This is a genomic window from Dyadobacter sediminis (assembly GCF_005860765.1).
GTDB classification, from domain to species: Bacteria; Bacteroidota; Bacteroidia; order Cytophagales; family Spirosomataceae; genus Dyadobacter; species Dyadobacter sediminis.
In genome coordinates this window covers 328,457-349,624 of the sequence record NZ_VCEI01000021.1, presented here as the reverse complement: position 1 = coordinate 349,624, position 21,168 = coordinate 328,457, and the positions used below count along the sequence as shown (strand labels likewise).

Genomic DNA, 21,168 nt, shown 5'->3' with positions numbered 1-21,168 from the left:
ATTAAATGTAAACACCGGGAATTATGGAAACAGTAAATCCGGATTCAGCACAAAGTGAGCGGGAAGAAACCTGTACGCTGATCAAAGAGACCATACGCCAGTTTGCTGCCCTTAACCTAAAACCCAATATCCGGAAGTGGGATGAAGAACAGCAGTTTCCAAAAGAACTGTTTCATCAGCTGGGCGAACTTGGCCTGATGGGCATGCTCGTTCCCGAAGAATTTGGCGGAGCGGGCCTAGGATACAAGGAATATGTAACGGCAATTATTGAACTGGCAAAAACAGATCCCTCCGCAGGCTTGTCGATGGCTGCACATAATTCCTTGTGTACAAATCACATCTACATGTTCGGCAACGCGGAACAGAAACGCATGTATCTTCCGCAACTTGCCAGCGGCCGCTCGCTCGGTGCATGGGGACTTACCGAACCCAATACCGGATCGGATGCCGGAAACATGCGTACCGTTGCCGTTAAAGAGGGCGACAACTGGGTTATTAACGGCTCCAAAAACTTTATTACCAATGGAAAAAGTGCCGGGATTACTGTGGTCATAGCCAGAACCGGCGAGCCCGGCGACAAACATGGCGCCACTGCTTTTATCATTCCGCAGGGTACACCGGGATTTACATGCGGCAGGAAGGAAGACAAACTGGGCATGCGGGCTTCCGAAACGGTGGAACTTATTTTTCAGGATTGCATTGTTCCGGATACGCACCGGATCGGGCAAGTGGGCGACGGTTTTATCGAGTCTTTAAAAGTTCTTGACGGCGGCCGGATCTCCATTGCTGCACTGAGCGTCGGAACGGCACTGGGCGCTTATGAGGCGGCACTTGCATACTCCAGGGAAAGAAAGCAGTTTGGTAAATCCATTTGTGATTTTCAGGCCATTGCATTCAAGCTGGCGGACATGTATACGGATATTCAGGCTTCCACTTTGCTGACTTTTCATGCTGCTGAACTGAAAGATGCAGGCAAAAAAGTAACGCTTTCCAGTTCCGTGGCCAAGTATCATGCATCCGAAACAGCCGTAAGAGTTGCCAATGAAGCCGTTCAGATTTTTGGCGGATATGGTTTTGTAAAAGATTATCCGGTTGAAAAATTTTATCGTGACAGCAAGCTCTGCACCATCGGAGAAGGCACCAGCGAGATTCAAAAAATGGTTATTTCAAAAGAAATATTAAAAGATTGATATCTTTTTCCATTCATCCCCTTCATAAACCGGCAGGCAAGTTTAACCTCACGCTGATAAAAGAGTTATTGGAAGCAAGTTCTTGTATGGTTACTTTCGTCCTGTACATCAAACTTACTTGCTATGACACCACTTATAATACTGCTTGTTCTTGTCGTTCTCACCATTTTAATGACCGTTAAAGTCGTTCCGCAACAAAATGCATATATACTGGAACGTCTTGGAAAATTTTACGCCGTATTGCAGCCCGGTATCAATTTCATTATTCCTTTTTTTGACAGAATCGCTTACAAATACACACTCAAAGAAATTGCGATTGACATTCCCGAACAGATTTGCATTACACGCGACAATGTTCAAGTGCGTATGGACGGCGTTATTTTTATTCAGGTTATTGATCCGAAAAAAGCTGCCTACGGCATTGCCGATTATACTTTTGCCGTTATCCAGCTTGCCCAGACAACCATGCGGAGTGAAATCGGAAAACTGGATCTTGACAAAACTTTTGAGGAACGGATGACGATTAACCGAGCCGTTGTGGAATCCATTGATGAAGCGGCCATCGGCTGGGGCGTGAAAGTTTTACGTTACGAAATCAAAAACATCACACCGCCGCAAAGCGTACTGAACGCCATGGAAAAACAGATGCAGGCCGAACGGGAACGGCGTGCGGTAATTCTGCAATCCGACGGAGAAAAACAGGCTGCAATTAACGTTGCCGAAGGACAAAAACAGAAGGTCGTGCTGGAATCGGAAGGTTTGCGGTTAAGGCAGATCAATGAAGCGGAAGGTGAAGCCGCCGCTCTGCGTTCGGTTGCCGAAGCAACAGCAGACAGCATCCGGCTCGTGGCGGAAGCGATACAGAAAGACGGCGGTCTGGAAGCAGTGCAGCTGAAAGTAGCGGAAAATTATGTGGAACAATTTGGTAAATTGGCAAAAACCGGAAATACATTGATTTTACCGGCCAATCTAACCGATATCGGCTCACTTATTGCTACGGCATTAACAGTGGTCAAATCGGACCGGCCAGTTATTAACCCCGAAAGAAAGAAATAGTATGGACTTGTCTTTGCCGCAAATATGGCTCATTGTGGGACTGATTATGCTCGTAGCAGAATTGGTAAGCGTAATGCTGGTGTTTGTATTTTTTGCATCCGGCGCATTGCTCACATCATTATTGACGGCAATCGGCCTGTTTCCCGACATTGAAAGCCAGATCATTGCATTTTCACTGATTTCGCTGAGTTCCCTGCTGCTTTTGCGAAAACATGCCCGCAGGCTGCTCGATAGAAGATCAAGTCCTGAATACAGCGAATTTGTAGGCGAAACGGCACTGGTCATCAAGGACATTCCTGTGAACGGCGAAGGAAAAATTTATTACCGCGGCGCCGAATGGAAAGCAACTGCTTTTAACCACAGCTCCATTTCTGCCGGAAGCAAAGTCGTTATCATGCGGACAAACGGCATTATCCTCATCGTGGAAGAATCCTGAAACAAGCTATAACAAAATACGCTGCATTGCCGGAACCATTCCGGCAATGCAGCGTATTTCTTTTTCGAAAGTTATCCGAATACTACTTTTTCAATGCTTCTTCCACAGCATTTCCGATGTTGCCGCTTCCGGGAAGAATATGCAGCAGTGAAGAAATTGTAGGCGCAATGTCGGAAACCGAAGTACGGCGCAGCGTCTCACCTTTGTTTATTCCCCAGCCATAAAGTACAAACGGCACCTGCGTATCGTAATTGTACGGCGTTCCGTGCGAAGTTCCTGTAGAGGTGCCATAAAACCATCCCGGCTGCGTAATAATCTGAATGTCACCGCTGCGTTTTGCATTCACGTTATTCTTGTACAATTCGAGCTGATACGTATTCAGCGGTGCTTTTCCCATATCGGTCAGATCAATAATATCAGCCATTCCGGGAATTTGCAGCACAGCCTCTCGAATAACTTCTACTGCCGCACTAATTGTAATCTTCTTCTTTTTCATCAGTTCATGATCAAAGTAAAGCTGATTGTTATCCGTTGCTAAAATGTAGGATTCTTTGCCAAAAGCTTTGCTCAACGCTTCGTTTACAGCAGCATTGACAACCTTTCTGTTTACGATGCCGGACGGAAGCTTGTGCTCGGCTGCAAAGCCCGGCACATCCACAACGCCATGATCGGCCGTAAGAAAAACGGTGTATTCGCCTTTTCCAACCCAGCCGTCCAGAAAACTGAACAGGTCGGCAAATTCGCGGTCAAGCCGGATGAAATCGTCCTGCTGTTCTATGGAGTTCGGTCCGGAACGGTGCCCGATTTTATCCGTGGAAGAAAAACTGATAGCCAGAAAATCCGTTTCTTTTCCTTTACCCAGATTCTCCCCTTTTACCGCTTCAATGGCCATTTCCTTTGTAATCGTATTTCCCCACGGCGTTTCCGTAACCACACCGAAAGCATCTCCCGACAAACCGGCCAGTTCATAAGGGAAAACAGGTTTGGAAGAACCCGGCAGCTTTCCTTCCCAGGCAACATCATCCTGCGAACTTTGTGTATAGGCATCGGCACTTAATAGCAGCTGCCAGCCTTTCTGTAAATAGGCCGAAGGCATCTTTTTGGCATTATAGTCTTTTGCCCATTTGGGAAGCTCGTTCATATAATAAGTACTGCTTACCCAGTTTCCGGTTTTGGAATCAAACCAGTAAGCGGCATTCGCGGAATGCCCGGCAGGCAGAATAGAACCTCTGTCCTTGATCGCAACACCGATTGTTTTGGAACGGAAGTTGGTAGCAATCCTGAGCTGGTCCGTTACAGTGCTTGTCAGCATATTTTTCGGCGACATTTTCCCTACGCTGGAATTATTGCTGCCAACTGTTGTCACCGTACTATCTTCCACGCAGTAAACTTCTTTTTTGGTTATCGGATCAAACCATTCGTTTCCGATAATTCCGTTAACGGCCGGAATGGATCCGGTATAGACGCTGGCATGCCCGGCAGCTGTAACCGTAAGTGCATAGCTGTAATGATTGTTCCGGCAATTGAATCCTTCGTTCATCAGCCGCTTGAAACCGCCTTCTCCGTACTGGTCATAATAACGGTACAGATAATCATAGCGCATCTGATCGACCACGATGCCGACAACCAGTTTGGGACGGGCAAGTACGGTACTTTTCGGTGTGCCTTTTTTGGCTGTCTGCGCATGGCCGAAAGCAGTCAGTAACAGACAAAGTACGCTTAAAGAGATTTTTCTCACTGTTCAGGAATTTTAATAAAACAAAACCTTGCATTGGCTGAAAACCGGTTCGCAAGGGGAAATTCAGTTATTTACTTAAAGCTTCTTCCACGGCATTGCCTACGTTTCCGCTGGGTGGCAGTATATGCAGCAAGGACGAAACCGTTGGCGCAATGTCCGCAATTGTAGTTCTGCGGAGTGTTTCACCTTTTTTCACGCCCCAGCCATAGAGCAGAAAAGGAACGTGCGTATCGTAGTTGTAAGGCGTGCCATGATCTGTTCCGGTTCCGTAAGAACCTGCAAACCAGCCCGGCTGAACGATCATCTGCAGGTCGCCGCTTCGTTTGGCATTGATGTTGTTTTTGTACATTTCAAGCTGATACGTATTCAGCGGTGCGTTTCCGATGTTATTGAGATTGATAATATCCGCAACACCGTTCATCGGAAGCAGTGCTTTCCGCAAAACCTGCCAGGCCTCGTCCACACTGACTTTCTTTTCGGCAAGCAGTTTTTTATTCAGGTAAATCTGATAATTTTCAAAAGCTGAAACATATTCGCCTTCGCCGAATGCGTCGTTCAGCGATTTTACAACGGCTCTCGTCAGCGTAGTCGAATTCATTAATCCTGCCGGCAGCTTATGTTCCTGCCAGAATGCCGGAACGTCCATCGCACCATGGTCGGCAGTGAGGAAAACGGTATAGTTTCCTTTTCCGGTCCAGCTGTCAAGAAAAGTGAACAAATCGGCAAACTCCATATCCAGTTTCAGATAATTATCCTCCTGTTCAATGGAATTAGGGCCGAATGCATGTCCGATCCGGTCCGGTGTTGAAAAACTGATGGCCAGAAAATCCGTATCCGCTCCTTTGCCCAGATTTTCACCCTTGATCGCAGCAATGGCCATTTCTTTCGTCAGCGTGTTTCCCCATGGCGAAGTAGTAATCACACCATAAGCATCACCGGCCGTCCCGATCAGTTCATGCGGGAACACAGGCTTTGCAGCGCCCGATAGCGTTCCTTCCCAGGCCACATCGTCCGGCGTACTTTGTGTGTATTGATCAATGGGCAAAAGCAGATTCCAGCCGCGTCTGAGGTATTCGGCAGGCATTTTTTTATTGTTGTATTCTGTTGCCCACGCAGGCAGTGACTCCATGTAATACGTACTTGTCACAAAGTTTCCGGTACGGGAATCAAACCAGTATGCGCCGTTCGCCGCATGTCCTGCCGGCAGAATGGAAGCACGGTCCTTAATTGCAACGCCTACTGTTTTGGAGCGGAAATTGGTCGCAATCCGAAGCTGATCCGTAACGGTGCTCGTCAACAGATTGCGCGGCGACATTTTCCCAACCGTTACGTTATTGCTTCCGACCGTGGCTACGGTGCTGTCTTCCGTGCAGTACACATTTTTTCCTGCTTTTCTGTCGTACCAGTCGTTTCCGATAATGCCGTTAATGGCCGGAAGGGAACCGGTATACACGGCCGAATGTCCGGCAGCCGTTACGGTCAGTGCATAATGATAATGATTGTTCCGGCAGTTAAAACCTTCATTCATGAGCCTTTTCAGACCGCCTTCCCTGTACTTGTCGTAATAGCGGTAAAGGTAATCGTAGCGCATTTGGTCCACTACAATGCCTACCACCAGTTTCGGGCGGGCCAGTCTGGAGGTTTCGGCGGTTTTTAATCTGGACTGACTGTACGCGGAATAGCTTAGAAGCATCCCGGCAGCCAGTAATTTTAAAAACAGGTTCGGTATGAATTTCATTTTTGATAATTTACAGGAAAAGGATTCATCAGGAATAATGGGCAAATATAAAGATGTGCTACCTTATAACAGCAGAAAACCGGACTGCAATTTGCATCCGGTTTTCCTGATTGATTTTATGCTACTATTATTTTTTCTCGCTTCCACCCAAAGGTGCCGGTGCAGTAGCAGCCGGAGCACCTTTTTTGGTTTTTGCGAAATCTCCCGCCTTGATGATGACGAATTTACTGTAATCAATGTATTTGTTAACCGCAGATTTGATTTGCTCAGGCGTTAAAGCTTCTATTTTCTTTTCAAAATCTGCATCCCATTGCATTGTCCGGTTCAGGTACAGGTTATTGGTCAGCGTATTGGTCAGCGAAGCATCCTGCGACCTTGCAACCTGGCGGGACTGCAGATAACCCGATCGTGCCGCTTTCAGCTCTTCTGCGGTAAAACCTTCTTTCAGCGTTTTTTCTATTTCTTCTTTAAAAGCCGCTTCCAGTTTCTCGGCATTTTCCGGCGCATAGATTGCATACGACATAAACGAGCCGTTCTTATCCAGTGAACTTGCCGAAAACTGCGAGCCTACGCCATAACTAAGCCCTTCTTTCTGCCTGATCCGTGTTGCGAGACGTGAGTTAAGGAATCCGCCTCCGAGCATATAATTGGCCATAACCAAAGCCGGATATTCCGGGTCCGTATCTTGCAGCGGCATATTGAAACCGGCTACGAACATGGCATTGGCCTTGTCCGGCGTTTCCACTGCCTTGTTTTCTGCTTTTACAGGCTGATACGGCGACGCAATGCGGGTAAACGGCTTGGCACTTTTCCAGCTGCCGAATTCATCTGTAATGATTTTCTGGATTGCAGCTTTGTCAAAATCACCGACTACGGTTGCCGAGGCATTGTTGGCTCCGTAAAAATCCTTGTGAAACTGACGGATCTGATCAATGGTCGCTAATTTGATATTTTCCACATCTTCATCAAACGTACCGACATAACGGACATCGCTTTTCGGGTAAGGCGAAACAATGCGGCGGTATTGATTGATCGCAATCGCTTGCGGCTCGCTTCTTTGCGATTCGATGCCGGCCAGTTCTTCCTGTTTCAGTTTTTCAAATTCACTTTCATCGAACGCAGGCGTTTTCAGTACTTCGGCCACCAGTTTCATAACGGCCGGAAGGTTCTCTTTGGTCGTTTCAATATTGGCTCCGGCCTGATTGCCGGCTCCGAAAAAGCTGACCCGCGCTTTCAGTTTGTCAAACTCGTCTTTCAGTTGCTGGCGGGTTTTGGTTTTTGTTCCTTTGTCCAGCATGGAACCCGTAAGGTCCGATATGGCCGCTTTGTTCATCAGGCTTTTTTCATCGCCATAACGGAGCGTAATCCTCGCCGCGACCACATTGCCGCGCGTTTTCTTAGGCAGCAATGCCGTCTCAATGGCATTCGGTTTTTCGGTGCGCGTAGTCCGGCTTTCCACGTTCATGGGCGAAGGATCAAACGCTTCGCCTTCGGCTACAACGGCTTCCCCTTTGTAATTTTTCACAAGCTCTTCAATTTTCGGCGCGTCCGGGATTTCGGCTCTTACCGGCGTAGCTTCCGGAACAAATGTTCCGAGCGTACGGTTGGACGGTTTGAAATAATATTGTGCCACCCTGTAAACGTCATCGGCAGTTACTTTGCGGATGTTGTCGCGGAAAAGAAAAGCCAGACGCCAGTCGCCGGTCGCAATGGCTTCGCTGATGCTGAGTCCCACACGTTCCGAGTTCCGGAATTCCAGATCCCAGTTTTTAAGGATTGTGGTTTTGGCCCTTTCCACATCTTCTGCAGAGGGCTTTACCAAAGCCGCAGAATCGAGTGTTGCCACGAATGCCTGCCTTGCCTCGTCAATTGATTTTTCTTTCAGCACTTCTGCACCAAACAGCACAAACCCCGGATCATACAACTGAAAGCTGTACCCGAATTCGGAAGATGCCTTTTTGGTATTGACCAGATTTTTGTAAAGTTTCCCGTTCGGCTCCGTACTGAGCAATTCTGTGAGCACTTCCATCGCAGGATAATCCGCGTGAGAACCCGGCATAATATGATACAAAGCCATGAGCATCTGTACGTCGCCGGTTCTTTTCAGTTCCACAAAACGTTCGCCGTCCTGGGTTGGCTCCTTCGTGTACGATGTGGGCAGCACGCGCGCAGGTCTGGCGATTTTGCCAAAATATTCATTGATCATGGCCAGCGTTTTCGGCTCGTCGATCTTTCCTGCAACGGTCAGTACCGCGTTGTCGGGCTGGTAAAATTTCCTGTAAAAAGCCTGTAAATTTTCGATAGGCACTTTTTCAATGTCGGAACGGTTCCCGATGGTTGATTTCCCGTAGTTATGCCACAAGTAAGCGCCGGAAATTACGCGTTCCATCAATACGCGGAAAGGACTGTTTTCGCCGGATTCAAATTCATTGCGTACCACGCTGAATTCGCTCTCCAGATCTTTCTTGGCAATAAAGGAATTCACCATCCGGTCGGATTCCAGGTCAAGCGCCCATTTGAGGTTCTCTTCCGTTGCCGAAAAAGTTTCAAAATAGTTGGTACGGTCATACCATGTCGTGCCGTTCGGGCGGGCACCGTGCTCGGTGAGTTCCTGCGGAATGTTCGGGTGCTTGGGCGAGCCTTTGAAAACCATGTGTTCCAGCAAATGCGCCATTCCGGTTTCCCCGTATCCTTCGTGCCGCGAACCAACCAGATAGGTTACATTTACGGTAATGGTCGGTTTGGAAGGATCAGGAAACATCAGCACTTTCAAACCGTTTTCAAGGCTGTACTCGGTAATTCCTTCTACGGAAGTGTTTTTTTTCACACCTTTCGGCAAATCCTGCGAAAACAAAGGCGTTACCAAAAGAGACGTGAACAGCATACCAACCGTTGCCGATCGCTGAACCGCTTTGATACTTTTAAAACTTATGACCATATCACAATGAATTTGTTTACATATTAAGCTCATGAAAATAGCGTTGTTTAGCTCATTTAACAATAACTTCATGATAAATGGCAAAATAAATGGAAGCGCAACATTCCCGAGGCTCCGCTTCGTACGGGTTACGGGCAGCAGAAATTTTCAGATCAGCAGGAATTCTTAAATCAGTATCACAGTTCAATCTATTATGACTTCAGTAAAGATGATTTTTTCAGGTAAAATTTCAGGCCTGTTTTTTGCACTACTTGCCGGATGTATGCTTTTCGGCTGCGCAGGCGGCGGTATTCCTATTTCCACCAACACCAAATATCCCATAGAACTGCTGTATGACAACCAGCCGTTGGAAAGGCCGTATTCAGAAATCGGGATCGTGGAAATAAGCAGTGAGGACTCGCTGACGAATCGTCAGACACAGGATAAAAGAATGATGTACAGAGGAAATGACGCAAAAACCAAAGAACTGCTGACGGCCCGGCTGGTTATCAAAGCACAAAAAATCGGAGCGGACGCCATCATTAATGTCAAATACAAGTATTATACAAGTGTGAAAAATGAAGGCTACGTCCTGAGCGGCCTTGCCGTCAGATATCGGGGCGAATAAATTACTTTTTACATGCTGCTTTTTACTTCTAACGCATTGCCCCTTTAGTAGTCAGCAGCTTCTTCCCGGACGTATCCTGACGAACAGAATCCGGCGTAACCGTGTATGGTATTTTCACCTCTGGCTTCGGCATCGGTGTAAAGCGGTTGAAACTGTGCGTAAACTGCATGCTTACACCGCCTGTAGTCACTGTGTTATTAAGTGAAAACGGATTCTGAATATTGCGGTTGTATGCTTTTACACGCACAGACCCGTTGCGGTTCAGCCAGTATTCCAGCGTCCATTCGCCGAGCAGACTGGCCGCGTCGTACTGCGTGGTTCCGGCCTGCGTTCCCGATGCAAAACGCCCGTCCCTTGTTACCCTGAAACGGTCATTCAGAAAACGATAGGAAAAACGCAGCTGAAGATTCGTCAATGCATTCTGATCCAGCGAAAGCCCGGAAACGCCGACTTCCAGATTTTCATTGATTCCCGAAGCCCAGCGGCTGATCTGATTGGAAACAAGCTCGCTGATGCTGCTTCCCAGAAAACTTTGCCCGCCGATCGTAGCCAGACTGCTTTCCGGAAGCAGCTGATTAACCACCAGCAAGCTGCTGACCTGACGGCTTAATTCCTGCTCATCCGATTTCAGTTTGTTCTGAAATGCCTCGAGTTGTCCGCGGTAATTGCTAAGTGATGGATTATCAAGAATTCTGAGATCATAATGTATGGACGGCGACATCAGGCCTTCTGACAAGCCGATGGTTACTTCCACAGGATAACGCCTCGATAGTACATCATTTCCAGTTGTATTTACGGAACCGGTATTCGGAAGAACGCCGACCAGAGAAACGAGTTGCGTGTAACCTGCCTTTACATCCAGCTGGGCACCGTAAGGATCGCCGGACCACACGATCCTGCTTCCCGGCTTGATGCTGAACTTCTTGCTGATCACATTCTGAAGCGTAAAGTTGTACTCTCCTTTTTCAATTTCATACGTTCCGGCCATGGTGAAATCGCCTTCGGTATCAATGTTCAGGTTGAGCCTTCCGCTTCCGTTGCCGCGGATGATATCGCCCGTCTGCCGGTCAAATATGATTTCGCAGGTTGCATCCGGCGTAAGATTGAAGTTGAAATCCATTTTGATCCCGCCGGAAACCTGCTCGCGAAACACAGAATCGCCCGCACTCATGCCTGTGCTGTCCCGAACCGGCATTTTGCTTACGAATTGTATATAATCCTGCGTAGCTACTTCAGTGGCTCCGTCGAGCGGAATGTAAATTCTCGTATTCTTGTTGCTTGTAACGTTTGCTTCAATGTTCAGGTTGTCAATCGGCCCGAAAACACTAACTGGCCCTGTTACATAGGCCGTTCCGTAAAAAGTATCGTTATCCTGCGCTGTTGTATTCAGGATTTTAAAGTTCTGAAGATCCGCACTGAAACCAAGCGAAAAATATTTGAAACCGTCATGATAAACACCGCCCCGGACCGTTGCCGTATTTCCGTCCGCATCGGTCAGTAAAATGTTACTGGCCGTAATTTCACTTTCCGTAAAATTGATTTTGTCACTGAATGTAAAAACAGACTGAAGATAATCGAACTTCATCCGGCCGTTTTCCACCATCAAAGATCCTTCCAGAACCGGCGCATTCACAATGCCTTTGATCAGAACCGTTCCCTGCGCGCTTCCGCTGATATCGGACACCAGACCTTCGGTAAAAGGTTCGAGCGACTTGAAATCAATATGGTTAAAAATAGCTTTGAGGTTCAGCGTATTGGCAGCCAGCTTGGGGCGGTAAGCGCCGGTCAGGTTAAAAACCCTCCTTGCATTTTTGCTCAACTGAGCGTCAATCTGCAGCTCGCTGGTTACAGGGTCCCAGTCGCTCGTTCCCGACAAATTCCCGAATTCGTACTGGCCGTAGCCAAGACTTTCTATGTTGAAACCCGCATCCAGCATGGCGCTGTTGTAAATATCTCTGATCCTGGCCGTTCCGTCCATGATTCCCGCAAGCTGCGTATTGAAAACCGGATTGAGGCTCCCGAGTCTGAAGTTTTTCACGTCCAGCGTCAGGCTTTTTTCAGGATCGTCGGAAGCTGTTCCGCTCAGGAAAATCCTTTGTTTGCCGCTGACAAAACCGACATTTGAAAACGTAACGCTTTTTCCGACAATGGAAATAAGACTTTCAGCAGGCACATTCCATACTTCATCCAGCAGATTAAGCTTTGAATTCGTAAATCCGATATCAAGCCCGGCCGGCAAAAACCGGATTTCTCCTGCCAGATTCGCCAGATTCGTACTTTTAGCCTGATGAATGGCGCCGTTAAAATCAATATGGTCAACGTCCCAGGTTCCTTCCAGTTCCAGCTTTTCCGTAGGCACCAGCACGCTGATCTGCTGCTGCTCCGAAGTGACAAGAACAGACGCCAGAACTTCGGCACTGTTTACAAATTTGGAAGTCGTCACATCCACTTCCGATTTTACAAACTGGTTTGTCCCATACTGCAAAGTATCGGATACGGCATTGAATGTCAGGAAAGCCGTATTATCCATCTTGAAAGTCCCTTCCGCTTTCGCACCTCTGGAAACATAAATATCCGGACTGAGAAACGCCAGGAACCTGGAAAGATTTCTGGATTCCACTTCATAATCTATCTGATAGCGCTTGACAGATTCAACGGGTTTGCGTGCGTAATATTCATTCCTGTTTGCCTCATTTTCAAAGAAGTAAAGTTTATATTCTTCCAGCACGCGGCTTATATCTTTCCAGGCTTCTGTCGGCAGAAAATTTCCTTCGGCCTTTGCAGTAAGGAACTCGCTTTCAAGCTGAAGCGTACGCTTGTCAAGCTGCTGAATGGAGGAAAAAACCAGCGTGTCCATAACCAGGTTTCTTTCCTGATTGGTCATTAAAAGGTAAGTATTCAGCAATTTGGCGTCTCCGGTAAGTTCATCCACTGTATTGCCGGAAAGATTTATGTTCAGCTGGGTTCTTAACGTAACCTGCTCTTTCACAAAACCCAGTTCTTTCAGATTTGCTCTTTCAATTACACCCTGAACATCAAATGAATTCCGGGGTTTGGACAAGTCAAATTCTCCTTCCAGATTTACGACAAAGTTACTGTCCTTCACATTGACCTGTCCGTTAAAATACTGATTCTGAAGATTGCCGTCCAGCCGGATGCTGGTATAATCGTAATTTCTGAAGCCGACACGCCGTACAAGCGCATTCATATCAGCGGAAGCAAACTGCAGTTCAAGGCCCTTGCCTGAAACCTTTCCTTCAAAGTCCAGTTCCTGCCATGTTTCTTTCTGATCCAGCAATGTTCCGAGCTCAAAACCGGCCGTTTTCACTTCGCCTGAGTAAGTCGTGGTCCGGGCATCTGCGATATGAAAATCCAGGTTTCCGGAAAGCTTGCCGAGGCTAGAAGAAGAATTGGCATTGATCACGAAATCGTCCAGTGTTCCCTTGAAAGTGCCGTCCAGCAAAGTAAGACCAAATTTCTGCAAGGTCTGATGTTCTTTCCATTCCGGATAATACTGAACCAGATCCAGCGGATTGATTTTGGAAAGTGACAAACGGATATCCATTTTCACACCTTCGATTTCAGGAAGCCCTTTAAAGCCAAGGTCGCCGACAATACGGCTTCCTTTTCCAAAATACAGATCCGTATTGGAAAGCATGAAATCATCCACTTTCCCGTTAAAATTTCCGGATATGTGCCACGTTTCGTGAAGCCGGTCCACATAACCCGAAAATAAACCCAGATCTCTGGAACTGATGCGGCTTCCTGTCAGATGACCTTTCATCCGCACTTTATGATTGAAATCGCCCAGTTCGCCGGAGCGGTTGTAATAAAAGATAATCTCGTCTTTCAGCAAGGAATTCCCGATGTTCGCTTCCAGTTCTTTAAGCTCCATTTTTTTCTGGCAAAAGAGGAAACGCGTATCCAGATTGTGAATTTCCAGTTTGGTTTGCCTGTCAATTGCTTTCAGGTTTCTTGCAGAAAACACAATGGTGTCACCCTGAAGCAGGAAATTTTTCAGCTCGCCGTTCAGCTTGTTCAGCTCAAAATGGGAATAATCAAAACTTCTGGCATTCCGGTCACGCTTCTTGCGCGGATCGTTGTAGTGAAAAGTACCGTCAATGATTTTTGATTTTCCGATAATAAAGGGAATGTTGTTTTCCGGAGCGTTGGCCGGTTTGGGGACGGCAGGTGCGGTAAGCCGGTTGATGCTGGCAATAAATCCGTCCATATTCAGCGAACCCGTTTCCGGAACGACCGCAAGATGAACATTCGGCTGAAACAAATTAACTTCATCCAGATAAATCTGTCTGGAAGCATTGTCGATGATAGTATTAATATCCAGGTTAACGTCAATCCTGCCGACATCGATCATTTGCGCCTGACTGGAGTCTTTGACCGAAATCCCTTCCAGCGAAACCACATCAAACCACTTGATATTGACCTTCTGGATTGTTATCGGATAACCGAGTTTCCGGGAAATGTTGCTGGCGGCAGTCTGAACTGCCCAGGTCTGAACAGAAGGCAGCTGAAGGGCAATGGTAGCAATTCCCAGCGCGAGCAGCGCGAAGATGATTACGACGATCAAACCATTGCCAAAAGCCTTCAGGAATTTCAACATATACGGCTTCGCAGCAGGAAACTGCTTATCTTATTGTTAATTGCTTAAATTTGGGAATATTTTCATTCGTATGAACATCCTCGCCATTGAATCGTCTTGCGACGAAACGTCCGCAGCCGTAATAACTAACGGGAAAATCTGCTCCAATGTTGTTGCCACGCAACTCATTCACACACAATATGGCGGTGTTGTCCCTGAACTGGCTTCGCGGGCTCATCAACAACATATTTTACCGGTTGTGGATAAAGCATTGAATGATGCAAAAGTAACAAAAAAAGACCTGGATGCCATTGCTTTTACAAAGGGACCGGGTTTATTGGGTGCTTTACTGGTCGGAACTTCCTTTGCAAAATCCATGGCGCTCGGGCTCAACATTCCGCTGATTGCCGTAAATCACATGCAGGCGCACGTTATGGCGCATTTTATTGATGAGCCGAAACCTTCCTTTCCTTTTTTGTGCCTTACCGTAAGCGGCGGACATACTCAAATTGTAAAAATTACTGCGCCTTTGCAAATGGAGATTATCGGAGAAACCAAAGATGATGCCGTTGGCGAGGCTTTTGACAAAACGGCCAAATTGCTGGACCTTCCTTATCCCGGCGGGCCGTTGATCGATAAGTATGCTGCTACCGGAAACCCGCATGCATTTCCCTTTCCGCTTCCGGAAATGCCGGGGCTGGATTTTTCATTCAGCGGCATCAAGACTTCATTTATGTATTTCCTTCAGAAGCGCGTACGGGAAAATCCTGATTTTATCCAGCAGAACTTGCCGGATATTTGTGCAAGCATTCAGTTTACATTGATTGATATTCTTTTAAAGAAACTTAAAAAAGCTGCAAAGGAAACAGGCATTGCCGAGATTGCCGTTGCCGGCGGCGTTTCCGCGAATTCCGGCCTGCGGAAATCCTTACAGGAACTGGGTGAAAAAATGAACTGGAAAGTTTTCGTTCCGGCATTTGAATATTGTACGGACAATGCCGCCATGATTGCCGTGGCGGCACATTATAAATTTTTGGAAAACGATTTCAGCGATCAGACCGTCAGTCCGATGGCCCGAATGGATTTTTAAAGCAAAGCAGCATCTTACAATTTATTAAAATGATCTTATCCGAAATCTGGATTTATCCTGTCAAATCACTGGGCGGCATACGGCTCACCGAAGCATTAACAGAAGAAAAAGGCTTGCGATACGACCGCCGCTGGATGATTGTGGATGAAAACGGCCTGTTTCAGACGCAGCGTTTTTCACCTGAAATGGCTTTGATCGATGTGGCGCTGCAAGCAGGCGGATTGAAAATTTTCAGCCGCAATAATCCGGAAAACTACACGCTTGTTCCTTTTGAACCGGTTTCAAAAGAAACAATTTCCGTAAAAGTATGGAATGATGTTGTGGATGCTGTGACCGTCAGTGATGCCGTGGATCAATGGCTGAGTGCTGAACTTGGCAAAACAGTAAGACTGGTTATGATGCCCGAAAATACGCAGCGTAAAGCCGATCCACGTTATGCAATGCATGATGAAAATGTAAGTTTCGCCGACGGTTTTCCATTTCTGGTCATTTCACAGGCTTCTCTGGACGATTTAAATTCCAGACTTCCGGAACCTGTCAGCATGGCGAGATTCCGGCCTAATTTTGTCATTACCGGAACAAAACCTTTTGCCGAAGATGAATGGAAAAGCATTACAATCGGTAACGCCACTTTTGAAATTGTAAAACCCTGCGCCAGATGTATTATGACGACGATCAATCCGGCAACAGCCGAAAAAGGCGTGGAACCGCTTAAAACACTCGCAACTTACCGCAAGATCAATAACAAGATATTGTTCGGACAGAATGTCGTTGCAGCCGCTTTCGGGATTGTAAAGGCAGGAGACGAAGTTACAGTAACGCAGTAAATCAAAAAGAGCTTCCGTTTCCGAAAGCTCTTTTTGACATTTAACATATTTTCAGGACTGTGCTTCTGCTTCGCTTGTACCGTTTGTCTGAAACGGGCTTTTCATAATCCCCCTTTCCGAATTGCGGATAAAATTGATAACTACATCGCGTTCGTTGGATGGCGGCAGTTCCAGTTCTATTTTCTGCAGAGCTTCCGCATTGTTCAGCCCGCGCATGTATATATAACGGTAAATGTTCTGGATTTCAACAATTTTTTCATTGCTGTAACCCCTTCTGCGCAAACCCACCGAGTTGATACCGGCATAGGAAATAGGCTCGCGGGCAGCTTTCGTAAAAGGCGGAACATCTTTGCGGACCAGCGTAGCACCGGATACAAACGCATGCGAACCGATTTTGACAAACTGATGCACCGCACTCAATGCGCTTACAATCGCCCAGTCGCCGACATGTACGTGGCCGGCCATTTGCACATTGTTTCCTATAATGCAATTATTTCCTACCCGGCAGTCGTGCGCCACATGTGCGTAGGCCATGATCAGACAGTCGGAGCCAACTACTGTTTTCCAGTGTTCTTCCGTTCCTCTGCTGATGGTTGCGTATTCGCGGATTGTTGTATTATCGCCGATGATGGTTAAAGTATATTCATTGTTATACTTAAGATCCTGCGGCGTTGCAGAAATTACAGCGCCGGGAAAAATCCGGCAGTTCTTTCCAATTCTTGCGCCTGAATTGATTACGGCGTGTGAACCGATCCAAGTACCTTCACCGATTTCAACATCGGGATGGATCATCGCGAACGGTTCTATTTCTACATTCTGACCGATCTTCGCGCCAGGATGAATATATGCTAATGATTGAGTCATTTTTTCTTTACCAGGCTTGCTATCATATCTGCTTCACACACCAGTTGTCCGGCTACGTATCCCCGGCCACTCATTTTTACGATCCCGCGCTTCATCGGAGAAGTAAATTCACACTTAAAAATTACCGTGTCGCCCGGAAACACATTACGGCGGAAGCGGCATGCATCAATTCCGATCAGATAAGGCCAGTAATTATCCGGATCGGGTACGCTCGTTAACACAAGTATCCCGCCGGTCTGCGCCATGGCTTCCAGCTGCAGTACGCCCGGCATGACAGGATTTCCCGGAAAATGTCCAAGAAAAAATTGCTCATTAATTGTGACATTCTTGACGCCGACTACACTGTTTTCATCCAGTGCAATGATCTTGTCGATCATCTGGAACGGGTAACGGTGCGCAAGCAATTGCCCAATCTGGTTAATATCGAATATGGGTGCTTTGTTCGGATCGTACTGCGGAATATCTCCTTTACCGGATTTGATCAGCTTCTTGATTTTTTTGGCCAGCGCCACATTGGCCGCATGTCCGGGACGCGCAGCCAGAATCTGTGCTTTGATCGGCCGGCCGACAAGGGCAAGATCTCCGATCAGGTCCAGCAGCTTATGCCTCGCCATCTCATTGGGATAATGCAGCTCAACGTTATTCAGAATACCTTTTGATTTGTTGACACTGACTTTCGGCTTGCTCAGAAGCTGCGACAAATGATCCAGTTCACCGTCCTGTACTTCGCGGTCCACAATGACAATGGCATTGGTAAGGTCGCCGCCTTTGATCAGGTTCTGACGGTATAATGCTTCCAGTTCATGAAGAAAAACAAACGTCCGGCATTCTGCAATATCATCTTTAAACAAGGTAATATCGTTCAACGAAGCATGCTGGCTGCTGATGACGGTTGAATTGTAATCCACCATAACCGTAAGCCTGTAATCCGACAACGGCAATGCTACAAGCTCGGTATCATTTTCCTTATTGATATAATGTACGTATTCAGGAACTTCAAAGTAATTGCGGTAAGCATTCTGTTCTTCAATGCCAGCATCTTCCAGCGCATCCACAAACTTGATGGAACTGCCGTCCATAATCGGTGGCTCGGGGCCGTCAAGCTGGATCAGCACGTTATCAATCTGCAAGCCTACAAGTGCAGCAAGCGTATGCTCCACGGTATGTATCCGGGCGCCGTTCTGTTCAATGGTTGTGCCGCGGGACAAGTCTACTACATTATCAACATCTGCATCTACAATGGGCTGGCCGGGTAAGTCAACACGCTGAAACTTGTATCCGTGATTGGCCGGTGCAGGAACAAAAGTCATGGTTGCGACGACACCTGTATGTAAACCTACTCCTGTAACGGATACAGACTTAGAAATGGTTTGTTGTTTTTCGTTCATTATATAATATCCTTTTCTACTTAAAGGCGCGTTGGAATTTAGTCTCTTTCCTGGAAATCAGATGTTTCACGGTTACTTTCCAGATCTTTCAGTCTTTCTTCCATTTCAGGAAGTCTTCTTACCAGAGCCATTGATCTCAAATGTTCATTCAAATCTCTGGCCGGCGATCCGGATAAGGAAAGCCCTTCTTTTTTAATGGATTTACCCAGCCCGCTCTGCGCTCCGACTTTGGTATTGTTGGCAACCGTAATATGTCCCACAATTCCGACCTGACCCGCAATTACGCATTGTTCACCAATGGTCGTAGAACCTGAAATACCGGCCTGAGCTGCAATTACGGTATTTTTTCCAATTTCGACATTATGTGCAATCTGAACCAGATTATCAATTTTGACTCCTTTTCTGATAATCGTGGAACCCATTGTCGCACAATCGATCGTGGTATTGGAACCGATACTTACGTCATCTTCGATAATTACATTGCCAAGCTGCGGAATTGCCTTGTAAGTTCCGTCTGCCTGCGGAGCAAATCCGAAACCGTCACCGCCGATTACACAATTTGCAAAAATGGTGCAGTTTTTACCGATTACGGTATTGTCATAAATTTTTACGCCAGGATGAACGACCGAGTTGTCCCCTATTTCGATATTATCTCCGATATAAGTGTTCGGATAGATTTTGACACTGTTTCCGATGACGCAGTTTTTTCCTATGTAAGAGAAGGCACCGCGGTAACAGCCTTCACCAGTTGTGCTGTTTTCACCGATAAAACTGGGCTGTTCCACACCATACTTTTGCTTGCCGATGCGCTTCTGGTATTCTTCCAGAAGGATCGTAAATGCCGTATAAGCATTATCAACATAAATGAGCGTTGCTGCAATGTCTTTCTTTGGCGTAAAGTCCCTGTTTACAATGACTGCCGAAGACTGAGTGGAATATATATAAGACTCGTATTTACTATTGGCCAAAAATGAAATACATCCCGGACGCCCTTCTTCAATTTTAGCAGCCGAATCAATTGTAATTTTATCATCTCCAACAATGGTTCCATCAAGCATCTGAGCAATCTCGCTGACAGTAAATTTCATATTTTTCGGCTAATTTCGGGTAACGTATTTCGAGTATGTAATAAAATCTGTTATAAAGTCTCCTCCTTGTAATGATCCTGACTAACCACGCAAAGATACATTTTTACCCCAACATACATAGTACTTGCGCACAATCTTAGTAAGCGCCTCAATGGTTGGAATGTCGGATGCATCTGCGATATCGAGCAAGTCGCCGTTCTTCATTTTAACACGGATCGGATCCTGTTCCTTGGCGTAAGCCCAGTTGGTCGTTTCTCCGGTGATAAGAAAATAAGGCACTTCGCTTTCAGAAATTCCGGAATGTAAAAGTTGCTCCCGCAGCTGATCAAGCAATTCCGGCTCCGGCGGACTGTCGTAAAAATTGATTTTAAACAGGTTTCTGTTCAGCAACATTTCGGACAGCTTTGACAAAACCGGATCGCTGTGTGTTCTCCATCCTTTTACGGAAGCCCATACGTCGTTATCGTCCAGACCGTTGAATGATTCCAGCAAATCGGTACTGGCATCAAAATCCGTAAGGGAAAACCTGTTTTTCAGGAATCGGGCAAAGTCCGGTGTAGCAAAGAGCTTTTCCCCGTTCTCGGTCAGTTCTCTGGCGCGGTAAAGAATCTGCGTAAGCATGGCCTGTGCACTCAGCAATGTTTTGTGTAAATAAACCTGCCAGTACATCAGCCGTCTAGCATGCAGGAAATTTTCAATGCTGAGTAGCCCCTTTTCTTCCACAACCAGCTGATCCTTGCTGATGTCGAGCATTTTAATAAGCCGGTCGGCACCGATAGAGCCTTCAATAACCCCGGTGTAAAAGCTGTCCCGGTTCAGGTAATCCATTCGGTCCATATCCAGCTGGCTTGAAATCATCTGATGAAAAAACCTCCTGGGATAAGTTCCTTCAAACATCTGGATGGCCATATCCAGCCGGCCGTTCATTTGTCGGTTCAGTTCTTTCATCATCACCAGCGTAATGGATTCGTGCGGTACGCCGGGCAGCATAACACTTTCCAGCACATGCGAAAACGGGCCGTGGCCAAGGTCGTGCAGAAGAATAGCAATTTGCGCGGCTTCCAGTTCGGGTTCCCAGATGAGATGCCCTTTTTCCTGCAGTACTTTCAGAGCCTGTCCCATCAGATGCATGGCACCGAGTGCGTGGTGAAAGCGCGTGTGAAGTGCTCCCGGGTACACCATATCGGCCAATCCCAATTGCTTGATTCTTCTTAACCGTTGAAAATAAGGATGTTCAACAAGGTCATAAAGCAAATCAGAATAGATGGATATAAATCCGTAAACCGGATCGTTTATAATTTTCCTTTTATTCAAAATTAATTTTAGGCAGATTAGTTATGTAGCAACGGACAAAAGTACTTATTCTTATCATAATCGTTTGGAGATTTGATTCGTTTCGCTAATTTTGCACTCCGATCCAGCTAAAAGTGGACAACCGGATAAAATTTCGGGCCTATAGCTCATTCGGTTAGAGCAACTGACTCATAATCAGTAGGTGCCTGGTTCGATCCCAGGTGGGCCCACTTAAAAATCAAGGACTTGGCTTTTTTAGCCAAGTCCTTTTTTGTTGGGTTGCAATAAAAGTAGCAATCGTTTTTTTGGATCAGT

General features: G+C 46.6%; 14 protein-coding genes and 1 tRNA gene. 7 read left to right on the top strand and 8 right to left on the bottom strand.

What is annotated here, in order from left to right:
• Positions 1–23: 23 nt before the first annotated feature.
• The 3 genes from FEM55_RS08680 to FEM55_RS08670 all read left to right on the top strand — a co-directional run bounded on the left by FEM55_RS08680 (position 24) and on the right by FEM55_RS08670 (position 2,682).
• The gene (locus tag FEM55_RS08680; protein WP_138280943.1) at positions 24–1,190 is read left to right on the top strand and encodes an acyl-CoA dehydrogenase family protein; all 1,167 of its coding nucleotides are present in this window, start codon (positions 24–26) and stop codon (positions 1,188–1,190) included.
• Positions 1,191–1,313: 123 nt separating this feature from the next.
• Positions 1,314–2,246, top strand: a complete 933-nt coding sequence (locus tag FEM55_RS08675) for an SPFH domain-containing protein (protein WP_138280942.1) — start codon at positions 1,314–1,316, stop codon at positions 2,244–2,246.
• 1 nt (position 2,247) lies between these two features.
• Positions 2,248–2,682, top strand: a complete 435-nt coding sequence (locus FEM55_RS08670) for an NfeD family protein (protein ID WP_138280941.1) — start codon at positions 2,248–2,250, stop codon at positions 2,680–2,682.
• Between the two features lie 82 nt (positions 2,683–2,764).
• Here the strand turns inward: FEM55_RS08670 and pafA (FEM55_RS08665) are convergent, their stop codons facing one another.
• The 3 genes from pafA (FEM55_RS08665) to FEM55_RS08655 form a co-directional block, all read right to left on the bottom strand.
• Complete coding sequence (gene pafA / locus FEM55_RS08665; RefSeq protein ID WP_138280940.1) at positions 2,765–4,420, bottom strand: alkaline phosphatase PafA; 1,656 nt, start codon at positions 4,418–4,420, stop codon at positions 2,765–2,767.
• 67 nt (positions 4,421–4,487) lie between these two features.
• Entirely contained in the window at positions 4,488–6,158 is a 1,671-nt protein-coding gene (gene pafA / locus FEM55_RS08660) for an alkaline phosphatase PafA (RefSeq protein WP_138280939.1), read from the bottom strand.
• Between the two features lie 127 nt (positions 6,159–6,285).
• Positions 6,286–9,042 carry a M16 family metallopeptidase gene (locus FEM55_RS08655; protein ID WP_138281645.1) on the bottom strand — a complete coding sequence of 919 codons (2,757 nt, stop codon included), beginning with the start codon at positions 9,040–9,042 and terminating at the stop codon, positions 6,286–6,288.
• A gap of 247 nt (positions 9,043–9,289) precedes the next feature.
• On the opposite strand from FEM55_RS08655, the gene FEM55_RS08650 reads away from it, so the two are divergent.
• Positions 9,290–9,703 (top strand): hypothetical protein, encoded by a 414-nt coding sequence (locus FEM55_RS08650; protein ID WP_229209165.1) that lies wholly within the window; start codon positions 9,290–9,292, stop codon positions 9,701–9,703.
• Between the two features lie 28 nt (positions 9,704–9,731).
• On the opposite strand, the gene FEM55_RS08645 is transcribed toward FEM55_RS08650, so the two are convergent.
• Complete coding sequence (locus tag FEM55_RS08645; RefSeq protein ID WP_138280938.1) at positions 9,732–14,324, bottom strand: translocation/assembly module TamB domain-containing protein; 4,593 nt, start codon at positions 14,322–14,324, stop codon at positions 9,732–9,734.
• 70 nt (positions 14,325–14,394) lie between these two features.
• Here FEM55_RS08645 and tsaD point away from each other — a divergent pair, with 70 nt between their 5' ends.
• Positions 14,395–15,393: a tRNA (adenosine(37)-N6)-threonylcarbamoyltransferase complex transferase subunit TsaD gene (gene tsaD / locus FEM55_RS08640; protein ID WP_138280937.1), complete on the top strand. Its 999-nt coding sequence runs from the start codon at positions 14,395–14,397 to the stop codon at positions 15,391–15,393.
• A gap of 29 nt (positions 15,394–15,422) precedes the next feature.
• Positions 15,423–16,220: an MOSC domain-containing protein gene (locus tag FEM55_RS08635; protein ID WP_138280936.1), complete on the top strand. Its 798-nt coding sequence runs from the start codon at positions 15,423–15,425 to the stop codon at positions 16,218–16,220.
• A 51-nt stretch (positions 16,221–16,271) separates the two neighbouring features.
• Here the strand turns inward: FEM55_RS08635 and lpxA are convergent, their stop codons facing one another.
• From lpxA to FEM55_RS08615, 4 genes are all read right to left on the bottom strand, one after another.
• Positions 16,272–17,084, bottom strand: a complete 813-nt coding sequence (gene lpxA, locus FEM55_RS08630) for an acyl-ACP--UDP-N-acetylglucosamine O-acyltransferase (RefSeq protein ID WP_138280935.1) — start codon at positions 17,082–17,084, stop codon at positions 16,272–16,274.
• The gene (locus FEM55_RS08625) at positions 17,081–18,472 is read right to left on the bottom strand and encodes a bifunctional UDP-3-O-[3-hydroxymyristoyl] N-acetylglucosamine deacetylase/3-hydroxyacyl-ACP dehydratase (protein ID WP_138280934.1); all 1,392 of its coding nucleotides are present in this window, start codon (positions 18,470–18,472) and stop codon (positions 17,081–17,083) included. Before FEM55_RS08625 ends, lpxA begins: the two co-directional genes overlap by 4 nt.
• A gap of 38 nt (positions 18,473–18,510) precedes the next feature.
• Positions 18,511–19,560 carry a UDP-3-O-(3-hydroxymyristoyl)glucosamine N-acyltransferase gene (gene lpxD / locus FEM55_RS08620; protein WP_138280933.1) on the bottom strand — a complete coding sequence of 350 codons (1,050 nt, stop codon included), beginning with the start codon at positions 19,558–19,560 and terminating at the stop codon, positions 18,511–18,513.
• A gap of 81 nt (positions 19,561–19,641) precedes the next feature.
• A complete protein-coding gene (locus FEM55_RS08615) occupies positions 19,642–20,877 on the bottom strand; it encodes an HD domain-containing protein (protein WP_138280932.1) in 1,236 nt (411 codons plus the stop codon).
• Positions 20,878–21,009: 132 nt separating this feature from the next.
• On the opposite strand from FEM55_RS08615, the gene FEM55_RS08610 reads away from it, so the two are divergent.
• Positions 21,010–21,083: transfer RNA gene (locus FEM55_RS08610), tRNA-Ile, on the top strand.
• The last annotated feature ends 85 nt before the right edge of the window (positions 21,084–21,168 follow it).